17 protein-coding genes are annotated in these 18,071 nt (G+C 36.6%); 8 read left to right on the top strand and 9 right to left on the bottom strand.

Going from position 1 to position 18,071, the window contains the following annotated elements:
* Nucleotides 1–11 precede the first annotated feature (11 nt).
* The gene (locus ACIQYS_RS07055; RefSeq protein ID WP_483880182.1) at nt 12–824 is read left to right on the top strand and encodes a YitT family protein; all 813 of its coding nucleotides are present in this window, start codon (nt 12–14) and stop codon (nt 822–824) included.
* Between the two features lie 431 nt (nt 825–1,255).
* On the opposite strand, the gene scpC is transcribed toward ACIQYS_RS07055, so the two are convergent.
* The 4 genes from scpC to ACIQYS_RS07035 form a co-directional block, all read right to left on the bottom strand.
* On the bottom strand, nt 1,256–2,773 hold the full coding sequence (gene scpC, locus ACIQYS_RS07050) for a succinyl-CoA:acetate CoA-transferase ScpC (protein WP_402976729.1): 1,518 nt from the start codon (nt 2,771–2,773) through the stop codon (nt 1,256–1,258).
* A gap of 222 nt (nt 2,774–2,995) precedes the next feature.
* A complete protein-coding gene (locus ACIQYS_RS07045) occupies nt 2,996–3,640 on the bottom strand; it encodes a LytTR family DNA-binding domain-containing protein (RefSeq protein ID WP_402976723.1) in 645 nt (214 codons plus the stop codon).
* A gap of 24 nt (nt 3,641–3,664) precedes the next feature.
* Nucleotides 3,665–4,618 carry a TRM11 family SAM-dependent methyltransferase gene (locus tag ACIQYS_RS07040; RefSeq protein ID WP_402976718.1) on the bottom strand — a complete coding sequence of 318 codons (954 nt, stop codon included), beginning with the start codon at nt 4,616–4,618 and terminating at the stop codon, nt 3,665–3,667.
* A gap of 81 nt (nt 4,619–4,699) precedes the next feature.
* Nucleotides 4,700–5,518: a serine hydrolase gene (locus ACIQYS_RS07035; RefSeq protein WP_402976715.1), complete on the bottom strand. Its 819-nt coding sequence runs from the start codon at nt 5,516–5,518 to the stop codon at nt 4,700–4,702.
* 314 nt (nt 5,519–5,832) lie between these two features.
* Between ACIQYS_RS07035 and ACIQYS_RS07030 the strand changes: the two genes are divergently transcribed.
* Together ACIQYS_RS07030 and ACIQYS_RS07025 are read left to right on the top strand one after the other, a co-directional pair.
* On the top strand, nt 5,833–6,252 hold the full coding sequence (locus ACIQYS_RS07030; RefSeq protein WP_402976712.1) for a VOC family protein: 420 nt from the start codon (nt 5,833–5,835) through the stop codon (nt 6,250–6,252).
* Nucleotides 6,253–6,279: 27 nt separating this feature from the next.
* On the top strand, nt 6,280–7,149 hold the full coding sequence (locus ACIQYS_RS07025; protein ID WP_402976709.1) for a GNAT family N-acetyltransferase: 870 nt from the start codon (nt 6,280–6,282) through the stop codon (nt 7,147–7,149).
* 155 nt (nt 7,150–7,304) lie between these two features.
* Here the strand turns inward: ACIQYS_RS07025 and pstA are convergent, their stop codons facing one another.
* The 5 genes from pstA to ACIQYS_RS07000 form a co-directional block, all read right to left on the bottom strand.
* Nucleotides 7,305–8,198, bottom strand: coding sequence for a phosphate ABC transporter permease PstA (pstA, locus tag ACIQYS_RS07020; RefSeq protein WP_402976706.1), 894 nt, complete (start codon nt 8,196–8,198; stop codon nt 7,305–7,307).
* A 2-nt stretch (nt 8,199–8,200) separates the two neighbouring features.
* Entirely contained in the window at nt 8,201–9,118 is a 918-nt protein-coding gene (gene pstC, locus ACIQYS_RS07015) for a phosphate ABC transporter permease subunit PstC (RefSeq protein WP_402976976.1), read from the bottom strand.
* Between the two features lie 82 nt (nt 9,119–9,200).
* Nucleotides 9,201–10,052 (bottom strand): phosphate ABC transporter substrate-binding protein, encoded by an 852-nt coding sequence (locus ACIQYS_RS07010; protein ID WP_402976703.1) that lies wholly within the window; start codon nt 10,050–10,052, stop codon nt 9,201–9,203.
* Nucleotides 10,053–10,071: 19 nt separating this feature from the next.
* Complete coding sequence (locus ACIQYS_RS07005; RefSeq protein WP_402976700.1) at nt 10,072–11,844, bottom strand: stalk domain-containing protein; 1,773 nt, start codon at nt 11,842–11,844, stop codon at nt 10,072–10,074.
* 230 nt (nt 11,845–12,074) lie between these two features.
* Nucleotides 12,075–12,251, bottom strand: coding sequence for a hypothetical protein (locus tag ACIQYS_RS07000; protein ID WP_402976697.1), 177 nt, complete (start codon nt 12,249–12,251; stop codon nt 12,075–12,077).
* Nucleotides 12,252–12,495: 244 nt separating this feature from the next.
* Between ACIQYS_RS07000 and ACIQYS_RS06995 the strand changes: the two genes are divergently transcribed.
* From ACIQYS_RS06995 to ACIQYS_RS06975, 5 genes are all read left to right on the top strand, one after another.
* Nucleotides 12,496–13,416 carry a metal ABC transporter solute-binding protein, Zn/Mn family gene (locus ACIQYS_RS06995; RefSeq protein ID WP_402976694.1) on the top strand — a complete coding sequence of 307 codons (921 nt, stop codon included), beginning with the start codon at nt 12,496–12,498 and terminating at the stop codon, nt 13,414–13,416.
* Between the two features lie 11 nt (nt 13,417–13,427).
* The gene (locus ACIQYS_RS06990; RefSeq protein ID WP_402976690.1) at nt 13,428–14,177 is read left to right on the top strand and encodes a metal ABC transporter ATP-binding protein; all 750 of its coding nucleotides are present in this window, start codon (nt 13,428–13,430) and stop codon (nt 14,175–14,177) included.
* 13 nt (nt 14,178–14,190) lie between these two features.
* Nucleotides 14,191–15,087, top strand: a complete 897-nt coding sequence (locus ACIQYS_RS06985; RefSeq protein ID WP_402976687.1) for a metal ABC transporter permease — start codon at nt 14,191–14,193, stop codon at nt 15,085–15,087.
* Nucleotides 15,080–15,970: a metal ABC transporter permease gene (locus ACIQYS_RS06980; protein WP_402976684.1), complete on the top strand. Its 891-nt coding sequence runs from the start codon at nt 15,080–15,082 to the stop codon at nt 15,968–15,970. Before ACIQYS_RS06985 ends, ACIQYS_RS06980 begins: the two co-directional genes overlap by 8 nt.
* Nucleotides 15,971–16,127: 157 nt before the next feature.
* The gene (locus ACIQYS_RS06975; RefSeq protein ID WP_402976682.1) at nt 16,128–18,053 is read left to right on the top strand and encodes a GTP-binding protein; all 1,926 of its coding nucleotides are present in this window, start codon (nt 16,128–16,130) and stop codon (nt 18,051–18,053) included.
* The last annotated feature ends 18 nt before the right edge of the window (nt 18,054–18,071 follow it).

The following is an 18,071-nucleotide window of genomic DNA, read 5'->3' as shown; positions in this document are numbered from 1 at the left end:
CACGTACGCTAATGATTGCTATCGGTGCCATTTTAATGGCCATTGGATTAGAATTATTTTTAGTACCAAACCAAATATTAGACGGTGGAGTCGTTGGGGTATCCATCATCATTTCTCACCTCACAGGGGTTCGTTTAGGTATATTTATATTCATTTTGAACATCCCATTCTTTTTCCTAGGCTATAAGCAAATAGGAAAAACCTTCGCATTATCAACCCTATTCGGTATTACTATTTTATCTATTTGCACTTCTTATTTACATAATATTGATGCCATTACTTCTGATTTATTACTTTCCACTGTATTTGGTGGAATCGTTTTAGGAATGGGTGTCGGACTCGTTATTCGAAACGGTGGTTCCTTAGATGGCTCGGAAATTCTAGCGATTTTATTCAATAAAGCTCTGCCATTTTCAGTTGGTGAAATTATTATGATTATTAACTTAGTTATTTTCAGTGTGGCGGGCTTTGTATTTACTTGGGAACAGGCGATGTATTCATTTTTAGCCTATTTCATTGCTTTCAAAACGATTGATATTGTCATTCAAGGTTTGGATGAGTCCAAATCTATTTATATTATTAGCGAGCGGATAGAAGATATCGGGGACGCTATTATGGATCGACTTGGGCGTGGAGTAACTTACTTACACGGGGAAGGTGCCTATACGGGGGATAATAAAAAAGTGATTTTCACGGTCGTTACTAGGTTAGAAGAGGCAAAGCTAAAATCAATTGTAGAAGAAATTGATGACCATGCATTTTTGGCAATTGGCAATATTGCAGAAGTACGCGGCGGGCGATTTAAGAAAAAAGATATTCATTAATAAATACCCTTTTAAAGAATACTTTGCATAATGTAGATATAATGCGTCTTACTGATAGGGTCTTCGGGATTGTCGTGTTGAGCGGTCTTTTTGTCGGGCTCGGGGTAGTCTTTGTCATGTTCGCAGTGGATTTTGTCTCGTCCAACCATATACTGTAAGATTTGAAACTGATTAGCTAGCAATTTTATTTGATTTTCGCGGAAGGGGCGGCGACTCCGGAGGGATGAGTGAGACAGATGAAACTTCACAGCGCACGCGTAGCGTCGGTGAAGGTTCATCGCTCACCCCGCGGAAAGCGTCCGCCCTGTAGCGAAAATCATTGCGGTCACTTTATTCAACTTGCTAAGACGCATTATTTCTAAAACTAACATACCTACTACATGTAAAGCATCGAAAAACCGATCTCATCATATGTGAGATCGGTTTTTGAATTATACGTATGATTTTTCTTCCTCAACAAGCATCGTTCCATTTTCCGCTAGATTCGTATGAAACGAGAATGCTTTTTCAAGAACATGAGGGGTTTGTCCACCTCTTGTTAAAGCTTCTTCATAGTAATTACGTAATTGTGCTTTATACATTGGATGTACGCAATTATTAATAATTAGTTCTGCTCGTTCTCTTGGAGCTAACCCGCGAAGATCCGCATATCCCTGCTCTGTCACAACTACATCTACATCATGCTCTGTATGGTCCACATGCGCTACGAAAGGTACAATACTAGAAATATTGCCGCCTTTTGCAATGGACTTAGTGACGAAAATCGCAAGTTTTGCATTACGAGCGAAATCCCCTGAACCGCCTATACCATTCATCATTTTCGTTCCAGAAACATGAGTAGAGTTGACATTTCCGTAAATATCAAACTCAAGCGCCGTGTTAATAGAGATTAACCCGAGTCGACGAATAATTTCCGGATGATTAGTAATTTCTTGTGGACGTAATACTAATTTATCTCGATACTTTTCCAAGTTCCCGTAAACTTGCTTCATCATCTCTTCTGACAGTGTGATGGAACAAGCAGATGCAAAATTAACTTTTCCTGCATCGATTAATTCGAACACGGAGTCTTGCAGCACTTCCGAGTATACTTGTAAATCTTCAAATTCAGAATCGATAAGTCCATGTAATACTGCATTTGCAACCGAACCAATACCAGCTTGGAGAGGAGCTAGATTATTTGTAAGTCTTCCTGCTTGTACCTCTTCACGTAAGAAAGAAATTAAATGCTGTGCCATTTCTTTTGTTTCGTGATCTGGTGGAACAATTGGTGATGGTGAATCAGTATATTTAGTAAAAACAATTCCTCTAATTTTATCCGTATCAACAGGCATACCAACTGTACCGATTCGATCATCTGCTCTCGTTAATGGAATCGGTAGTCTTTGACCTTGTTCGGCGGGTTCATATAAGTCATGCAATCCTTCTAATTGTTCAGATTGGTCTAGGTTAATCTCTACAATAATATTTTTGGCGTGCGTTAGAAAAGCTAAATTGTTACCAATAGATGTAGTAGGAATAATCATACCATCCGCTGTAATCGAAATCGCTTCCACAATAGCGAAGTCAATTTGCGGTAAGGCTCGATTTCGTATCATTTCTGCTGTATGTGATAAATGTTGATCAACAAATAAATGATTGCCAGCATTAATATTTTTGCGCATAGTTGCATCTGCTTGGAAAGGTAAGCGTTTGTTAATAATACCCGCTTCCGATAATACCTTATCTAGATCAGAGCCTAAAGAAGCTCCTGTAAAAATGTTGACTTTAAATTTTTCTTTCTTAGATCGCTCGACTAATGCAAATGGAACCGCTTTCGCGTCACCCGCACGTGTAAATCCACTTAAACCTAATGTCATACCATCTCTAATCCACGATGCAGCATCCTCCGCTTTCACAACTAGATCATGTAAGCTGCTATCTTTGATACGCTCAAGATTCATTTCCATCGTTAATCCTCCTCGTATGATACATATATTTTATTTTATCGCATATTGTCACAATTTAGAAAAAACTAGGTGAATACAGGCATTGATTGATTAAAACAGAATATTTAAAGGTTAAAGCAGCAAATTTTTTCACCCTTATTTCTTATCTGTTATTTTATAATAGTAATTACATAAAAAAGGCTTGAATAAAAGGATAGTTTCCTCTATACAAGCTCTTTATTATTAAAATCCTAGTAACTTTCGGAAATAACTGGAGTATGACTGGCTAACCGATACTTTTTCGCCGTTTTCCATTGCTAAAAGAAATGTGGAATGTGTATCTGGATAAATTTCCTTTATATGATGAACATTAACGATAAACGAACGATGACAGCGTATGAAAGATTCTCTTGGCAGGCGATATTCAAAGTTTTGTAAGGAGCTTGTATGCGTTCCGGAGAATGTCTTCGTCACAATATGTGTCTTTCGATCTTTCGCTTCTAAATAAATTACATCAGCGAAAGAAATAGGAATCCATCCATCTTGCGTTTTAATCGTTATTACAGACTTTCCTTCCGTAAATGCCGGATAAATGGCTAATACACAACCTTCCAGTTCTCCTTCATGTTGAAAAGGTACAGCCATGCCGTGATATGGAACTCCAAACAATTCACGGTCGATAAACTCAGACACTTTTTGCTTACCACTCATTGCTTTATAAGCAAGCGTTCCTTCTACAACCGGATCACCAGGCGCTATTTTCAAATCTATTCGTTTACTCGATCGATAATAGATATACTTCTCTTTATCGGATACTGCAATGGATATTTCATCTGAAAATAATTCGCCTATTACGTCTAAAAGTCCAACAACGGATAGATCCTTCATCCTGTGCTCTCCTTTCGTTCTACATTATATACATACGACTATTTCGCGCGAGAACTGTTGTTTCTTCGTAATACAACGATCGATTATTTGAAAACCAACTGATTCTAATCGCTCATCCATCGATTCAATCGTGACAATGATGACCTTTTTAGCTATTCTTCTAGCATGTTTCAGAATGGTAAATTGCTCTTCCCATGATGCATGCGTATATAAATTATAAGGTAGATCAATTATCGCCACATCGTATGTCTCGGTAATGTCTTCAATCGCACTTTTTTTTACATCGCCTGTTAAACCGAAATACGCGATATTCTCTCTGGAGCCGACGCAAACGAGTGGATTAATATCTCGTCCGACTATATTTATCCCCATTGATAAAGCTTCGACAAGAACTGTTCCAATTCCACAGCAAGGATCGATTGCTCGAATTCCTTCAGGACGCGGAACTGCGATATTTGCTACCGCGCGAGCCACTCTCGTGCTAAGTGCAGTCGAATACTCTCTTGGTTTTTTCATATGCTTAAACCAAATAGGCTCACTTTTCGTATACAATCCAAAGTACCAGCGACCGCCATACGGAACTACTGCATATAATTCATCCGGATTATGTAAGTCAAAATCTCCTTGCATCTCACTACCGATTGCTCGTTCTATTTGAAGACGTTCCGTATTTTCGATTTTATCTTTTCCTTGTCGATCGTTAATTTTTAAAAATATTACTTTGTTTGTCTGTTCTTCATTGCCAAACATCGGTGCTTGTGAAATGATCTCTTCCACATTGTCCCCATCTGCTAAGACTTCTACTCTTCCTTTCATAAAAGGGCTTCTACTAGGATCTATCTCCACATGGCTTTTTATGATTTTGACTTCTGTATCTACTCCAAAAAAAGAGCGCATCTCTAAATGGCATAGGGAGCGTTCTGCATCGTTATATGCAAATGTATAAATGAATGCCGGTTGTCGGCTATAATTCGTCAATGTATTCCCTCCAATAATACTTCTATTATAACATGCGAAAACCGATTCCTCTTTTGGAAGGAATCGGTTGTTTTACTTTCTCTAATCGTCTATTGAGCTTTCTTGTAAATAGTTATATATTTCCTCTCCGATTTCGGCTAGAATTTGCTTGGACACTAGATCATCTTCTTCCTTGGATAAAACAGTTGCGATTAGTTTCCGTTCGCCAACATAAAAAATACCAACATCATGACGAGTTCCCGGAATCCAACCTGTTTTATGCGCCAGCTCCCAAGAAGTCATTCCATTATTGAAATTGGAATATGGAGAAGGCAACTTTTCTGGTAAGCAGTCTTTTATTTGTTGTTTTTTCATAATAGCAATCATTTGCTCACTGGCATCTGCACTTACCAATTCACCAGTGGCCATTAACTTTAAAGGCTTTGTGATTTCAGAAGCTGCAATTCGGTTAAAGCCTTTTGGATTAGGGTTATTCATCATTAATTTATTGTAAAAGGTACTCTTTTCCATCCCCACTTCTTTCATTGTCTGTACGATATGTTCTACCCCTACTTGATCTATTAATATATTGGTTGCTGTGTTGTCACTTTGAATAATCATCAGCATCACAAGATCCTGAATAGATAGTGACGTTCCAGCAGTTAAATGTTGAAGAACACCTGAACCACCTACAAAGTCTTTTTCCTTTAGAATGATTTGATCGGTTAATGCTAGTTCTCCCCTTTCAGCAGCAGAGAAGACTGCAGCCATAATGGGCACTTTTATAACACTCGCTGCATAAAAAAGTTCATGCTCATTTAATACCCACTTTTCACCTGAATCCAAATCTTCTAAAACAACACCCCATGTCCCCCTTGACTGCCCAATTAAATCGCGAATCTTATTTGATAATGTATTCACCCTTTATCCCCCTCGTATATTAATGGTTATTATCTACTGATAAGATATTCTATGAAGGATTGGTTATCAAAATCTACGGAAAATATTTCTAGTTTTATCTATTGCCCTCGTGGTATATAGATAGGGAGAAACAGATTAACTATCTGAAAAGATCTCCCTTCGTTTTTCTCATATATTTGACCATACGGATAGTCAGATAGGAGCCTCACTCAACTTTGAGTGAGGCTTTATAATTTTATTAAGATTTAAATAAAGGAAAAGTGTCTTAAATAGAGAATATTACTATTTATGGATCAATAAAAGGAGGAAACTAGATGAACGACAAATTATTAAGAATAGGGACTACATATATACCTGTAGCTAATGTTGAAATTTCTTCAAAATGGTATGTAAACAAGTTAGGCGCTGAGTTAAGTTATATAGATGAAGACAAAGCAATTCTAAACTTTGCAAACCAAAGTATTTTTCTTGTTAAATCTAAAGAAGATCAAAGCTCTAACTTCTATGATATTTACGGTCAAGAGCGTTTCTCTTTAACATTTGAAGTGGATGGATTAAATTCACTAGAAGTTATTCATAAGGATTTTATTGATAAACAGATAAAAGTAGGAGAAATAGAAGACAGAGGACATGCAGGAAATAACTTTGTTTTCTATGACTTAGATGGCAATAAATTTGATGTCTGGAGTGAATTAAGTCCAAAATTCAAAGAAAAATATCTTATCTCGCAATAGAACAGGTTAATTTGGAGTGTTATATATATGCGTCCACTTAATATTACAGAACTCTTTTTAGAGCAATTTGAGACACATGATATTCTTGGATTAATTGATTTATCCAATTCAGTTGGGTGGGATTATGACGTAGATGAAGTTACAACAGTAATGTCCTCTGGAAGAATTTATGGTCATAAAAATGATGAAGGTCAGATAGTCTCCAGTGCAGCAATTATTGATTACAGTTCAAAATTAGCATCCATTGGTATGGTTATTGTTAGAGAAGATTACAGGGGAATGGGTTTGGGAAGAAAAGCTGTCGAGAAATGCTTGGAATCTGTTCCAATCAATACACCGATTATGTTAATTGCAACGGAAGATGGAAAACCTATGTATGAGAAAATGGGGTTCCATACGATAGATATAGTTTCTAAGTACCTTTGTAATAGCTACGAACCCCTCATTACAAGTAGTGACTTATATTCTAATATTAGTCCGTTAAGTGAGGAAGATTTATCCGGAGTAATAAGTTTCGATACAGAAGCATTCGGAGTTAATAGAGAAACCTTTCTTATGAATCGAATAAATCAGTCAAAAGATTCCTTAGTTGTTAAAAGTCTAGATGGAGCAATTATTGGCTATGGTTTGTCAGTTAAAGGGCCTGTTAATCTTATCTTAGGTCCAATTGTGGCTGCTGATTCCGAAACAGCACTTTTAATAATTAATGAACTAGCGAAAAATCACCCTGGGAAGTTAAGAATTGATGTTCCTTCAGGGAATGACATTTATATGTCTAAACTGGAGAAATGCGGTTTTATAAAAGTAAGCCAACCACCGATTATGCTAATAAATTCAAATGAATTACCATTACGGAATAATACGTTGTATAGCATTGCAGCACAGATTTTCGGATAATAAGGCTCTCAAATCCACTGTTAATCCTTAATAGGAAGGGAAAGGAAAGCGTGCCGAGTCAACAAATGATCGGTACGCTTTTCGTTTTAGAATTATAGTTCCTGATATCTAGAAAACGTCTACACTACAGTTTTTATGAGAAAGGCTACCCAACCTTATTTAAACTTGTCATGAAAACGAAAATCTCTTATCCATAACGGTAGTCTTATGGATAAACTCAATATGAGAGTTATTAAAACTAACAAAGCAGAAGCTTTATCCGCAATTTCGGATGCGTCCTCTACCAATGCTTCCGATTGTACATACCATAAGTATACAGGTAAAGTTCCTCCTTGCGATAGGAAATTCCAATCCCACATATCACCGGATGTCCCTGTTCCCCCTACTAATAATATTAAGGCCGACTCACCGAATGCTCTACACGCTGCTAGACTTATCCCGCTAATAATTCCATTTAAAGCAGCAGGTATCACTATTTTCAAAATGGTTTGTGATTTTGTTGCTCCTAGTGCATAGGAAGCTTCTCTTAAATCGTTATGTACAGCTTGAATTGCTTCTTCCGTGACTCTAGTAATAACAGGTAAGTTTAAAAGAGACAGCGTAATACCTGCACCAATAATCGTTAAACCAATATTAAATAGATCCACAAATAACACGTAACCAAATAAACCAATGACAATGGAAGGGACCGATGCCAAGCTTTCCACACAGGTTCTTATGAATTCTGTAAATTTATTTTGAGGTGCATATTCAGATAAATATACTCCGGATCCAATTCCAATTGGTAGGGAGATCAATAAAGAAATGATTAACACATAAAAAGAATTAATTAAAAATGGACCAATTCCACCACCAGCATCGATTTCACTAGGTAACCCTATTAAAAATTGAAAGGATATTTTAGGTATCCCCTTAGATAAAATATAAATAAGTAATGCAAAAATAAGCAATAAGATGAGTGAAGTAATTATCCATAAACCTATCGTGAACGTTTTATCCGTTGCTTTTTTTATTTGTTTATAAAATTTATTAGGCGAATTTCCATTCATACTCATGCTCCTTTTATTCGAAGCTTTCTAATAATTATGATCAATAAATTTGAAATAATTAGTAATAAGAATGCCATCATATATAAAGCATTATTCCAAGTTGAATCAAACTCTACATCAATAATTTGATTCACAATATTGCTTGTTAAAACAGATGTTGGAGTGAATAAATCAGATGGTAGTTGAGGAGTGTTACCTATAACCATAACCACTGCCATCGTTTCGCCTATTGCACGTGCCATTCCTAAAATAACAGCAGTGAAGATTCCAGGTGCTGCGGCTGGTAGAATAACTTTTAGGGTTGTTTGCATTCTTGTACTCCCAAGTGCATAACTTGCTTCCCTTAACTCTAAAGGAACAGAAGTAATAGAATCATCACTTATTCTTGAAATAGTCGGTAATACCATGATAGTTAACACAATAGCTGAAGCAAGCAGTCCATCCCCCATCGTAGCTCCTGTTATATTTCGTAAAAAAGGGATAAGTACAGTTAAGCCTAAATATCCGTATACAATAGATGGAATGCCTACTAATAAATCTAGCACAGGACGCAATATTCGCTTTAGCCAATTAGGAGCTATTTCGGCAGTAAAGATTGCTACTCCGATGGAAATTGGTGCTGAGAATAACAATGTTAGACCTGTTAAAGCAAGTGTTCCCAATATAAAAATTGCTGCACCAAATTTGTCATCATACGGTTCCCAAATCGTTGAAAAAAAGAATTCTTGGAAAGAAACGTCTTTAAATACTAAAAGTCCAGTACGACCTACAAAAACAATAATGGATAATAATGCTACTCCTAAAACTAAAACACTTAAGAAACAAAAAAGACGAAACATTCGATTTCGAAAATAAGTCCTAGAAATAATTCGTTTTTCAGATTTGCTTATCAAATAAGGTTGCCGCAACTCTTGTTCCATTTTCGCCATAATATCCCCCAAATACTAACATAATGCCAGCCTATTAAAGGCTGGCATTTAAACCTATTTACTTAAATAGAACTTACTTCATTTTATCAATTGGAATAAACTTCAATTTAGTTAAAGAACCATTTTGGAACTTACCGCTTTGAATATACTTGATAAATTCCGCATCAGCGCCTTTTGGATCGCCTTTCGTTACTAGGTAACCATAACTCCAAACTTTGTATGTTCCTTTAATAACGTTATCCGTCGTAGCTGCTACACCATTGAAATCAACTGCTTTAATATTCCCTTTTACATATGCAAAGTCTACAAAACCAATTGCATTTGGGTTTGAATCAACAGCCGTAACCATTTCTCCACTTTTCCCAACTTCTTTATAGTTGTCACCTTTTGTCATAAAAGCTGCTCCATCTAGAGCTTTCATTTGGTAGTTTACGCGTGTACCAGAACCATGTTTGCGGTTTACTACAACGATTGCCGCATCATTTCCGCCAACTTCTTTCCAGTTAGTAATTTTACCTGCATAAATGTCTTGTAATTGTTTAGTCGTTAAATTTTTAACAGGATTTGTTTTATGAACAATTGTTGCAAATGGAATAACCGCAATTTTATGTGCTTTCAAATCTTTAAACGCTTTAAATCCAGGAACTTCTTTTGTCGCATCCCAGTCAACCGCACCAATCGTTGCAGCACCCTTTGTTACTGATTGTGGTCCAGCTATTGATGAAGAACCTGAAACAGATACGGACACTTTAGGATTAATTTTTTTGAACTCTTTCGCCGCTTGTTGCGTTAATGGAAGTAGTGCTGTTGATCCCGCTACAACAATTTTCCCTGATGTCTCTGCAGAAGCTACTCCACTAAATGTAAAACCTACCGCTAGTGCTAATGTTAGCGTTGTTATTACTATTTTTTTCATAATCTTCATTGTTTACCTACCCCTTATCCTATTTTGTTAAAACTTCCATTACTCCATTTTTAAATAAAACTAATTTTTCCCCTTGTGTACCTGGTGCTGTTGCAACGATGGAAGTTCCATCATTCGAAACAGAGAAAGATGTTAATTCTAATTTCGTTTGGGCAATGTTCTTTAACTCCTTCGTAGAAGTATTCCACTCATAAATGACAGAACCATTACCTTCGCTCACCAATATCATTAGTTCTCCCTTAGAAGTTACAAAGAGGCTTGTAATATCTTTATTCGTAATAATAGTTGAAACAACATTTTCTCCGTCAATCACTTTTACTTCTGGAAGTTTGTCACTCTCCGAGTCTGAACTAACATATACAATGTTTCCGTTCCCTAAAAAGGCTGGGAAAACTTTGTTATCTTTTGTAGTTGTAACGGAAACAGCTTTTGGTTCAGCATCTTCTAAGTTAATAACATAAATTTGTTCCTCGGTATCTGTTAAGTCAATGCTATCTACTTCTGGATCTTCACCTTCTGTAAGTGTTGTTTTTCCTTCTTTTCCTACTACGTAAAGAAGTTTTTTACCATCAACTGACAAACGAAGATCCGTTTTGTAGTTTTGTTTATCATCAACAAGTTTCTTAATAGAACCGTCTGTTACATTGATAGAAGATACTACATCGCTGTTAGAACCTTGTAAGAAATAAGCTTTTTGCCCATCCTGTGACCAAACAAATTCCAATTTTGAAGAGTCGTCTTTTATGTTCAATTCGTTTACTTTCTTAGCTACTAAATCTACTAAATATACAAAACCGTTTTCATCTGAATAAATAGCTTGTTTACCGTTAGGAGAAACTACTAATTCAGTTGCATTTACTGTGAATGTCCCTTTTTTAGAAGCGAGATTGAAAAGTAATGAACGACTTTCTGTTTCCGTTTCATTCGTTACAAGAACTGTTCCGTTATCAACCCATTGTGGATTAAATGTATCTCCATTTACTAGTCCTGCTGTTGCAACAAAGAAACCATTTTGAAGTTTAACTAGATCTCCACCTAATGCGGAAATTAAATCGGAAAGCTCCGCATACACGACATTTTTAACTAAAACAGGATTTTCTTTTAAATTTACTGACTTATTATTTACTACCATTGATTTATTGGATGATTTCAATTTAATCGTTTTATCTTTTTGCGTAACAAGCAATTCATTATTGTTTAATGTAGCGGTCGCAGAGAATAACTTTGCAATGTCTTGTACGGAATATAGTTGTTTTCCACCTATATTTAGAGCTTTTACATTTTTAGCAGTTCCATCAACTAATAATGATCTATCTGCAAAATTAAAAGTCCCTGCCACTGTAAGTTGAAGGTTTTTATCTACTAGTAAGTCTCCACCTAATGCTTTTACGAAAGAATCCACTTCTACAAATAATGTTTTCTCAACCATTTTAGTAGGTGTATTTAGTTTAGTATTTTTACCATTAATCAATGCAGTTGCAGAGTCTACTTTGTAGTCAACTTTCTTAACTTGTTTACCGCTTTTTTTGGAAACTTCATAAGTCTTTGTATTGCTATTGTATTTCACATTAGCAGCCATGATTTGAGATAGCTGATCGATTGAATATAGTTTTGTCTTGTTTGATTGTGTAACATTAATTACTTTTTCTTGACCATTTACAACAATTGTTTCTTTTTGCGTATTTTGCTGTTGAGCAGTTGCTGCACTTACATTAGTTACCGCTACAGGCGTGATTACACTTCCCGTTAACACAGCAGTAGCCATTACTAAATTTGAAATTTTACGCTTCATTTTCATTCCCCCATGTAATTTGGTCGCTCATCTTTACTTTTTATACCAATTTCGTACGGAAACTCTCCTTCCCGTTTTTAATGAACATCTCCAACTAAAATAATATTTCCGAATTGTTAATCTGGTGTGAGTTTTTTGTAAATTTATTATTATCAAATTGTTAAGAATTGTTTTTATTCGCACATAGAAAAAGGTGTTAAGTTCAATTGAACTTAACACCTTTTAAATAACTATAACTCCTGATAATCCCTCTGATATTTGCCGCCGTCTTTTACTTCTGAGTGATACAAAGCTTTTAGTGCAAAACTTTTTTCTAAGTCATGCTCTTTCATTACTTCTTTCAACCGTTTGGAAAGATCCGCACTATGTTTCACTAGTTGCTCCATTTTTGTTTTCGAGTATTGCATAAATAGATAACTCCTTTCAATTCAATTTGTCTTTACAGTATAACACTAAGGGAATTATTTTCTTATAATCACCTTTTTTAAAAAACTTACATAAAGTATTTTGACAAATCAATAATTAGATGTTAACCTAATGAACAAATGTTTCCTCGAGGAAATTTAATGGCACTTTAGAAAAATTAAATTTTTTTAGTCTAAAAGTTTCTTTTGGGAAATAAAATAGTGTAAGGGAAAAGGAGTGTTTATAGTGAAAAAGATTTTATTTTTATTCATTACTACTATTTTATTAGTAGGATGTAGCAACAACACCGAAAGAAGCTCAGATAAAGAAGGAAAGCCACTAGTTATTACGACAACTGGGCAAATTGCAGACGCAGTGAAAGAAATTGCCGGAGATCTTGTGGAAGTAAAATCATTAATGGGGCCTGGAGTGGATCCCCACCTATACAAAGCAACACAAGGTGATTTGCAAACTTTAGAAGAGGGAGACATTATTTTTTATAACGGTTTGCATCTTGAGGGAAAAATGAGCGATGTTTTTGAAAAAATGGAGAAAGAAAAAACCGTTCGCGGGATTGGAGAAGCTATTCCTAAAGATCGAATATTAAGCAATGAAGAGAATCCAGATCTTGCTGATCCACATATTTGGTTTGGTATAGAAATTTGGCAAATAGCGCTAGAAGAAATTACAAAAACGCTTATAGAAGAACTACCTGATCAAAAAGATACATTTGTAAAAAACGAACAGGCGTATTTTCAAAAACTAGCTGATTTATCGGATTGGACGGCTAGTCGTATTAGTGAAATTCCAGAAAAACAACGTATTCTTATAACAGCCCATGACGCATTTCACTATTTTGGAAATAGTGTTGGATTGGATGTACGTGGTTTACAAGGGATAAGTACAGACTCTGAATACGGATTAAAAGACATTCAAAACGTTGTAGATTTTCTAGTAGAAAATAATATAAAAGCAGTTTTCGTAGAGTCCAGTGTTTCTGATAAAGCAATGAAAGCGGTAATTGAAGGGGCAAAAGAAAAAGGGCATACCATTCAAATTGGTGGGGAGCTTTATTCGGATGCCATGGGTGCGGAAGGTACAGAGGAAGGTACTTACATCGGGATGTACAAACATAATGTCAACACGATTGTCGATTCACTAAAATAGGAGTGAGCAAAATGAACGCATTACAAGTGAAAAGTTTAACTGTCGCTTACGAGGAAAAAGTTGTTTTAAATGAAGTAAATTTATCTGTTCCAATGGGGCGTCTAACAGGGATTATTGGTCCAAATGGTGCCGGGAAATCCACATTAATTAAAGCAATACTAAACCAATTACCAAACAAATCAGGGGCTGTCCACGTTTTGGAACGCCCTCTTAATCCAAAAGATCGCACAGTTGGTTATGTACCCCAACGAAATGCAGTTGATTGGGACTTTCCAACAAATTCCTTAGACGTTGTCTTAATGGGGCGCTACGGACATACAGGAATGATAAAGAAACCTTCTGCAAAAGATAAACAAATTGCAATGGATTGTTTAAAAAACGTTGGAATGGAATCATTTTCCGATCGATCGATTGGACAATTATCAGGAGGACAACAGCAACGAGTGTTTTTGGCACGAGCACTCGCACAAGAGGCAGAAGTCTATTTTATGGATGAACCATTCGTTGGTGTTGATGCTGCAACTGAGCGTACGATTATTGCTATATTAAAAGATTTAAAGGCAAAAGGTAAATCTGTTTTTGTTGTTCATCACGACCTACAAACTGCATCTGACTACTTTGATTGGATAATTCTATTGAATCAATCTGTTATTGCATCCGGTCCGACCGAAAAAACATTCACAGAAGAAAACCTACAAGATGCATACGGCGGAAAGCTATTTTTTATGGATCAGACGAAATCGAACAAAACATTAAGTTAAGAGAGGTGAGGAAATGATATTAACTGGAAACTTGCTTTGGGTGCTTGTTGGGGCGATTTTGTTAGGGATAGCTGCTGGTTTAAACGGAACTTTTTCCTTTCTTCAAAAGCAAAGCTTGGTAGGGGATGCAGCTGCACATGCCGCTCTCCCTGGAATTGCACTTGCTTATTTAATTGTCCAACAAAAAGATTTACCTATTCTTATGTTAGGTGCTGCTATTACTTCTACATTAGCGGTTTACATGATTCAATGGATTGTCAGTCGATCTAAGTTAAAAGCTGATGGGGCGATTGGGCTTGTGTTATCTGTATTTTTTGGTTTTGGAGTTGTATTAATTACTCTTGTAAACCAAGGTGGATCAGGGAACCAGAGTGGATTGAATGATTTTATATTTGGAAAAGCTGCCATAATGGCGAAAAATGACCTGATTTGGTTGTCAGGAAGTGCACTATTAATCATATTAATGTGTTTGCTTTTCTTTAAAGAATGGAAGTTGATGATTTTTGATCCAGTATTTGCAAAAGGTATTGGATTACCTGTCGAGCGATTACGAATTTTACTAACAGCCCTTACTGTACTCACGATCGTGACAGGAATTCAAGCGGTTGGTGTTATTTTAATGGCAGCAATGCTCATCATACCGGCTGCAGCAGCTAGATTTTGGTCCAATCATCTTGGAATTATTCTTGTAACGAGTGCTTTTTTTGGTGCTCTTTCTGGTGCGTTAGGAACGATTATTAGCTCTTTACGAGTGGGATTATCAACAGGACCAATCATTGTACTTAGCGCTTCTAGTCTCTTTTTATTGTCCTACTTCTTTGCACCGACAAGGGGACTTTTGTCCAAGTCACTCAAGAAAAAGGCAGTTAAACAACGTAGAATAGTGCAGGAGGCGACAAGCCATGAATGAATTATGGGTGATTTTAACAGGTTCATTAGTTGGCATCACTTGTGGATTAACAGGGGTTTTTTTAATCTTACGAAAAACAGCGATGATTGCAGATGCCATTAGCCACACTGTATTATTTGGAATTGTTGTTGCGTTTATGATTACACAATCGTTAAATGGATTTTGGATGTTGGTCGGTGCTGCTATTGCAGGTATACTCACAACCTATCTCGTGCAAGTTTTACAAACAGGGGGATTACAGGAGGATGCAGCAATTGGAGTTGTATTCACCACCTTATTTGCGTTAGGTATATTATTTATTACATTATTTGCTGGAAACGTTCATTTAGATGTAGAGCATGTATTAATGGGGGAAATTACATTTGTTCCTTGGGATACTTGGAATGTATTTGGTTTAACGATGCCAAAAGCAGTTTGGATGCTATTAATCGTCTTTTCATTGAACGTGTTATATCTAGTTTTCTTTTACAAAGAAATCAAACTCTCTACATTTGATCCGGTTTTTGCATTATCTATTGGATTACCGATTGTAGCGATGCACTATTCATACATGACGCTTGTTTCTTTAACAACAGTTGCCGCATTCGATAGTGTGGGTGCAGTGCTCGTTGTGGCGATGCTCATCGGACCTGCTGCAACAGCATACCTTATGAGTAAAAGTGTTCCGGGAATGATTGCATGGAGTATGACTATTGGTGTTACTGCAGCAATTACGGGATATTATCTGGCAAAGCTATGGAATACATCCATTGCTGGAATGATGGCTGCAATGATAGGTGTATTATTTATGCTCGTTTTTTTACTTAAGCCACATGATGGATTGACATGGAAAATGTTCAAACGTATGAAATTAAAAGATACAAACGTTCATGCGGAATCCTAATACTAATAAGCCACAGTGTAACTTAAAATACACTGTGGCTCTTCTTCGTGTAGCTACGCAGAAAGCTCGTCACAAAAATAATTTTACTATCACCTTATTCCATTTTTGCTTTTTGCTATAATAAAGTCATTCGCTACAAATGAACAGAGGTGACTTCATGCATAAAACAATTGGGATACTCGCACATGTAGACGCTGGAAAAACAACTTTTTCCGAACAAATACTTTATCATACAAAGACCATTCGACAAAGAGGTCGTGTCGATCATCAGGATGCTTTCCTCGATAGCCATTCAATAGAAAAAAATAGAGGCATTACCGTATTTGCAGATCAAGGAATCTTTACGTATAACGACTCCACTTATTACGTCATAGATACTCCTGGTCACGTCGATTTTTCTCCGGAAATGGAACGGGCTATCCAAGTGATGGATTACGCGATTATCATTATTAGTGCGGTAGATGGAGTAGAAGGACATACAGAAACTGTCTGGCAGCTACTTCGGAAACATCAAGTACCAACGTTCTTCTTTATCAATAAAACCGACTATGAAGGCATCGATGTAGTAAAAGTATTAGCAGAAATCCGTGCTAATTTATCCGAAGATGTATGTAATATGACGAATGGTTTTAATGAGGAGCTTATCGAATTTATCGCTGAACGGGACGAAGCGCTTTTGGAACAATTCATGGACACCGGCTTTGACGAGGAATTGTGGAAGCTGGCATTTAAACGAATGATAAAGGAAAATCAGATTTTCGCTTGTGCAAATGGTTCAGCACTAAAAGATATAGGCGTCACCCAGTTTTTAGAGAAACTCGATTGGTTAACGGAAACTACCTACGCCCCTGAAGATGATTTCGCAGCACAAGTTTACAAAATTCGTCATGACGAAAGCGGAAACAGAATAACCTTCCTCAAATTATTAAATGGCTCACTAAAAGTACGAGATGAAGTGACTCTGGGTAAGCTTACAGAAAAAATCACGCAAATTCGCGTGTACAATGGAAGCAAATATAAAACCGTCGAGCAAGCATTTGCTGGAGAGCTAGTTGCCGTAACAGGGCTATCTATCCCTTCCATTGGCGATAGTATTGGTACACTTGCACAGAAAACAACATTCGATATGATTCCTACTTTAAAATCAAAAGTAATTTTTGACCCCTCTGTCCATGTCAAAGAAGTATTGCGATGCTTTCGCTTGTTAGATGCAGAAGACCCTTCTTTACGTGTGTATTGGGATGAGCATTTTCAGGAAATACATGTGCATGTGATGGGTGTTATTCAGCTGGAAGTACTTGAACAAATTGTCCAAGAACGTTTTCATTTCTCCGTTTCTTTTGGCGAACCGAGGATTCTTTATAAAGAAACAATTGACACAACAGTAAAAGGCTACGGTCATTTTGAACCACTTAAACATTATGCAGAAGTACATCTTTTAATCGAGCCTGCTGAACGTGATAGTGGTATTTCCTTGGACAACGTTTGTCATGCGAATGATTTATCTATCGGTAACCAAAACTTAGTGTTACATCATTTATTGGAACGTGAGCATCACGGACTTCTTACGGGTTCTTCACTAACGGACGTAAAGATTACACTGCTTACTGGTCGTGGGCATAACGAACATACGCATGGAGGTGACTTTCGAGAGGCAACCTACCGAGCTTTAAGACAAGGTTTAGAAAAAACCAAAAATGTACTCTTAGAACCTTTCTATGACTTCAAAATAAAAGTCGATATGAACCACATTGGTAGAGTTTTATCTGATATTCAACAAGCACACGGAACTTTTAACTCCCCTGAAAACATAGGAGAACAAGTAATCGTTAAAGGCCGTGTACCTGTCGCAACCTTCATGCATTACAGTACAACGTTCGCTTCCTTCACACAGGGCAAAGGAACGCTTAGCCTGCTGTATGGAGGATACGATCGTTGTCACAATAAAGAGGAAGTAATTGAAAAAGTTAGCTACAATAAAGAAGCAGATCCAGAATACACTTCCACTTCTATTTTTTGTGCAAAAGGAAAAGGATATAAAGTTCCATGGAATGAAGCGGAAGAAGCAATGCACTGCCTATAATTCAAACCTAGGGGGAAA

This window comes from Psychrobacillus sp. NPDC096426, assembly GCF_044762745.1.
Lineage (GTDB): Bacteria > Bacillota > Bacilli > Bacillales_A > Planococcaceae > Psychrobacillus.
Note: the sequence above shows the minus strand (reverse complement) of the source record. Positions and strands in the feature narration are given on the sequence as shown.

Excerpts from the sequence above, each read along its gene's own strand:
- ACIQYS_RS07010 (WP_402976703.1), bottom strand. The coding sequence starts at position 10,052 with ATGAAGATTATGAAAAAAATAGTAATAACAACGCTAACATTAGCACTA.
- ACIQYS_RS07000 (WP_402976697.1), bottom strand. The coding sequence starts at position 12,251 with ATGCAATACTCGAAAACAAAAATGGAGCAACTAGTGAAACATAGTGCG.
- ACIQYS_RS07045 (WP_402976723.1), bottom strand. The coding sequence starts at position 3,640 with ATGAAGGATCTATCCGTTGTTGGACTTTTAGACGTAATAGGCGAATTA.
- ACIQYS_RS06990 (WP_402976690.1), top strand. The coding sequence starts at position 13,428 with ATGAACGCATTACAAGTGAAAAGTTTAACTGTCGCTTACGAGGAAAAA.
- pstC (WP_402976976.1), bottom strand. The coding sequence starts at position 9,118 with ATGGAACAAGAGTTGCGGCAACCTTATTTGATAAGCAAATCTGAAAAA.
- ACIQYS_RS06980 (WP_402976684.1), top strand. The coding sequence starts at position 15,080 with ATGAATGAATTATGGGTGATTTTAACAGGTTCATTAGTTGGCATCACT.
- ACIQYS_RS07025 (WP_402976709.1), top strand. The coding sequence starts at position 6,280 with ATGCGTCCACTTAATATTACAGAACTCTTTTTAGAGCAATTTGAGACA.
- ACIQYS_RS07055 (WP_483880182.1), top strand. The coding sequence starts at position 12 with ATGATTGCTATCGGTGCCATTTTAATGGCCATTGGATTAGAATTATTT.
- ACIQYS_RS07005 (WP_402976700.1), bottom strand. The coding sequence starts at position 11,844 with ATGAAGCGTAAAATTTCAAATTTAGTAATGGCTACTGCTGTGTTAACG.
- ACIQYS_RS06985 (WP_402976687.1), top strand. The coding sequence starts at position 14,191 with ATGATATTAACTGGAAACTTGCTTTGGGTGCTTGTTGGGGCGATTTTG.
- ACIQYS_RS07030 (WP_402976712.1), top strand. The coding sequence starts at position 5,833 with ATGAACGACAAATTATTAAGAATAGGGACTACATATATACCTGTAGCT.
- scpC (WP_402976729.1), bottom strand. The coding sequence starts at position 2,773 with ATGGAAATGAATCTTGAGCGTATCAAAGATAGCAGCTTACATGATCTA.
- pstA (WP_402976706.1), bottom strand. The coding sequence starts at position 8,198 with ATGAATGGAAATTCGCCTAATAAATTTTATAAACAAATAAAAAAAGCA.
- ACIQYS_RS06975 (WP_402976682.1), top strand. The coding sequence starts at position 16,128 with ATGCATAAAACAATTGGGATACTCGCACATGTAGACGCTGGAAAAACA.